The 3683-nt window shown below is 37.2% G+C and carries 3 protein-coding genes; all 3 read right to left on the bottom strand.

The annotated features are described in order from the left end of the window. Nucleotides 1–354: 354 nt before the first annotated feature. Nucleotides 355–1119 carry a DNA repair protein RecO gene (gene recO, locus ACVRWY_RS09405; RefSeq protein ID WP_354369907.1) on the bottom strand — a complete coding sequence of 255 codons (765 nt, stop codon included), beginning with the start codon at nt 1117–1119 and terminating at the stop codon, nt 355–357. After that, nucleotides 1109–2284, bottom strand: coding sequence for a pyridoxal phosphate-dependent aminotransferase (locus ACVRWY_RS09400; protein WP_354369908.1), 1176 nt, complete (start codon nt 2282–2284; stop codon nt 1109–1111). The genes recO and ACVRWY_RS09400 overlap by 11 nt, the downstream gene beginning before the upstream one ends. Nucleotides 2285–2393: 109 nt before the next feature. After that, nucleotides 2394–3362, bottom strand: a complete 969-nt coding sequence (locus ACVRWY_RS09395) for a ribose-phosphate diphosphokinase (RefSeq protein ID WP_354369909.1) — start codon at nt 3360–3362, stop codon at nt 2394–2396. Nucleotides 3363–3683: the final 321 nt, after the last annotated feature.

Raw genomic sequence — 3683 nt, 5'->3', positions numbered from 1 at the left:
AACTTTAGGATGGAAATCTCCTATCGATATCAGAAAAGCTTTACTAGGAGCTAGCTCCTAGTAAAGCTTAACAAATGGATAGCTTCAAAATAACATTTTAGGTCTCACATCATTGACAAAGGTACATGAAAATATCAGAGCAAAACAAATACCCTTTCTAATCACTTCCTTCCTAGCTGTCCTAACACCTCACCAAGCCCAAACAGAGTTAAGGGAATATCTACAAAACAGCCCTCTCCAATGAGAAGGCTGTTTCTATCGTTTTATTAATTTACTTTTAGTACGAAGCAATGAAGCATAGACATCACTAAAATTAGTCAAGATGCATGTAAAAGATAGACTAGGAGACTAGATTTATTCTTCTGGCTTCATAATCTGCCCCCACTTTTCCAAATCATCAATAAACTGCTTGCTTTTGAGCCTAATCCCCACAAAATCATCATAAATAGCATCCATAAACACACGCAATTTTTTCTTCATGTCTGCTTTCAATGAAATGGTTTTTAAATCCTCAAAACGCACAGCTTGAAATTGATCTAAAAGATAGGGGACATTTGGATCAAGATGGCTACGATTAGGGTCTTCTTGATAATGATCTGGACAAAGTAAGCCCGCTATACGATGAGAAAAATCAAAAGGCAGTCCTACTCGGTGACAGATCGCACACTCATGAAAATTAAGTTTGACCCCAAAGCGATCTAGCAATTGCAACTCAAAAATCAGCGTTAAAACCTCATAATCTAGCCCCTCTTCCATCAAATCAAGCGTTTTAACTAAAAAAGCAAATAAATGAGGATCCAATACCTTATCGCTAATAGCCGCATCAGTCAAAGCCAATAGATAAGTGGCATAGGATAAACTAAATAAATCTCCACTAATCTTAGGATAAGCTCTGACACTCTTATAATCCATAATATAGCTCAATCCTGTGTCGCTAATCGTCATGATAAAATCCGCAACTGTTAAAGGTTGAATCACAGACTGGAGTTTGGATTGAGGAGCTTGTTTCACGAAAAACATCCGTTTTCCCGCTTCTTCTGTAAAAATCTTAACCAGCCTATCAGATTCCTTATAAGCCCGATTATAAAGAATAATTCCTTTAGACTCCTTAGTCTGCATACTCAGCCATAAACTCTTTTAAGCGTGTCATCGCTTCTTTAATAGAATCCATACTTGCAGCATAAGAAATACGAAGATAACCCTCACCATATTGCCCAAAAGCAACACCAGGAATAAAAGCAACGGCTTTTTCATGTGCAAATTTTTGCAAGAAAGCAAAAGAATCTTGTCCTTCTTTAACAGGAATCTTAGCAAAGATATAAAAAGCTCCGCTTGGACGAATAATTTTAAAATTCATCTCTTCCATCTTTTCAATGATGTAATCACGTCGTTTAACGTATTCTACTTTCATCACCTCAGTGTCATTTTTTCCATCTGTTAAAGCTGCAATCGCTGCATATTGAGCATTTGTAGTAGCTGCCGTTACAAGATATTGGTGACTCTTAATCAACTGCGCTGTGATATAGGCTGGCGCAAAAATAAGTCCAATACGCCACCCTGTCATAGCATGAGATTTAGATAAACCATTAATAACAACCGTTTGGTCAGGTAATAATTCCCCAATCGATACATGTGGTTCACCAGTATAAGTCAATTCCGAATAGACCTCATCTGAGATAACAAAAATATCATACTTCTTAAGCACTTCAGCAAGAGCTTCCAATTCCTTACGAGAATAGGTCACACCTGTTGGATTAGCTGGATAATTAAGTAAAACAGCTTTTAGCTTATCTCCTTGAGCTAAAATAGCCTCTTCCAGCATCTCAGGAGTCAAGACAAAATCATTAGCAGTGGTATCAATCTCAATAATTTCAGCACCAACCAAGTTCACAATGGGTTCATAACCTGGATAAGCAGGAGCAGGAAGTAACACTTTGTCTCCTGGCTCTAAAATGGCTGTCAAAGTCGCTGAAAGTGCCTCAGTTGCTCCGATTGTCACCAAAATTTCATTATCAGGATTATAATCAAGATTGTATTTTTCTTTTACAAAAGCTGACGCTGCTTGACGCAACTCAGGAAGACCCGCCATCCCTGTATAATAACTTTTATTGGCATTAATGGCTCGCTTAGCAGCTTCTTTCACGTGATCTGGTGTTGTAAAATCAGGTTCACCCAAGGTCAATTTTAAAATCCCAGGAATATCTGAGATAGATTGATCAAATTGACGAATCATGGACACTTCTATTTTATTCAAATTTTTATTAAAACGATTCTGTAAATTCATACTCTTACCTCTTAAAAAAATAGTACTACTATTATACAAAAAATTCTGACACTTTACACTATAAATCAAAAACAAGCCTAGAAAACTTCTAGACTTGTCAACTAGTGTCTTATTTTGCTTTTCCAAGCTCAAATAGTGGTGAAAGAGGACGTTTTTCGTGAATACGAATAATAGCCTCTGAAATCAACTCAGCAATGGAAATTTGTTCAATCTTATCAATCAAACGTTCTTCTGGAAGGTAAATCGTGTCTAACACAACTAATTTTTCAATAGCTGAATTTTGAATATTATCAAGTGCAGGTCCTGATAATACTGGATGCGTACAACTTGCATAAACCGAAACAGCTCCAGCTTCAGCAAGCGCATCAGCAGCATGAGCAATTGTTCCAGCTGTATCAATCATATCATCAATTAAGATACAAGTTTTCCCTTCGACCTTACCAATGATATTCATCACCTCACTCGTGTTCATTTTTTCTACACTACGGCGTTTATCAATGATAGCAATTGGAGTTTTCAAAAACTCTGCCAACTTGCGTGCACGTGTCACACCACCATGGTCAGGACTAACAACCACATAATCCTCACCAGTCATGCCACGACGCACAAAATAATCGGCAATCAGTGGTGCCCCCATCAAATGATCGACAGGAATATCAAAGAAACCTTGAATTTGAGCTGCGTGCAAATCAACTGTTAATAGACGATCGACACCAGCAACTTCAAGCATATCTGCTACCAATTTAGAGGTGATTGGTTCTCGTGAGCGTGCTTTACGATCTTGTCTAGCATATCCATAATAAGGCATCACCACATTAATGGTTTCAGCACTGGCACGCTTTAATGCATCCACCATAATCAAAATTTCCATCAAATTATCATTAACAGGTGAACTTGTTGATTGAAGAATATAAACATGATGTCCACGAATAGACTCTTCAATATTCACTTGAATTTCACCATCTGAAAATTGACGAACTGTTGATTTTCCAAGTTCAATTCCCATCGTGGAAGCTACCTTCTCAGCCAACTCCTGATTCGATGATAAAGCAAACAGCTTTAAATTATTGTATGACATGATTCCCTCCAAAGTTATAGTCATCAGTTTTATCCTATATCATTTTATCTTTTTTCACGTCATTTTTCAATAAAAAAGGAAAAACAATCTGACCCTCTCTCGTGCTTAGTTATAAGTCATCCACTACAGGTAACAATGAGCCACTATTCTAAAATAAAAAAGAGAAGACTCTGTTAGCCTCCTCTAAACATTAACGGCTCTATAATTTCTGTAGTGGGTAAGAACACCGTGGAAATTATGGAGCCTTTTTGAATATAGAAAAAGGTCCCATATGACCTATAATGAAAAGCGACGAAACTCACATTAGAAAGGGTTCATATG

It is taken from the genome of Streptococcus porcorum, from assembly GCF_053203725.1.
This window is presented reverse-complemented; position numbering and strand designations above follow the sequence as displayed.